Origin of the sequence: Vibrio sp. 10N.222.55.C6, from assembly GCF_041473395.1 — a bacterium.
GTDB lineage: Bacteria > Pseudomonadota > Gammaproteobacteria > Enterobacterales > Vibrionaceae > Vibrio > Vibrio crassostreae_C.
In genome coordinates this window covers 1-278 of the sequence record NZ_JBFRSD010000495.1, presented here as the reverse complement: position 1 = coordinate 278, position 278 = coordinate 1, and the positions used below count along the sequence as shown (strand labels likewise).

The 278-nt window shown below is 43.5% G+C and carries 1 pseudogene; it reads right to left on the bottom strand.

The annotated features are described in order from the left end of the window. A pseudogene (locus AB4486_RS24775) lies at positions 1-278 on the bottom strand ((Fe-S)-binding protein); the annotation flags it as partial.

The window sequence follows — 278 nt, the reverse complement described above, 5'->3', positions numbered from 1 at the left end:
AAGAACTTAGGCTTATCAAATGTGCCCATAAGCGTTGGAATCTCTTCCAGTGCTTCAGCAAGTTTTGGATAGCCACGACCTACTGGGTAATAACCCGGTACAGGTACTTCTTCTGTCATGCAGCTATTCAGACATAGGTCTAAAACAACATCGAAACAATCGTGATTAATCGCGACTTTCGCTAGATTGCTTGATGTGCCTTTGTTTTCGATCACAACTTCAAACGTGCCAAGGAAACCGGATACTTGAACCGAATTCGCGAAGTACAGTTCTGGGTT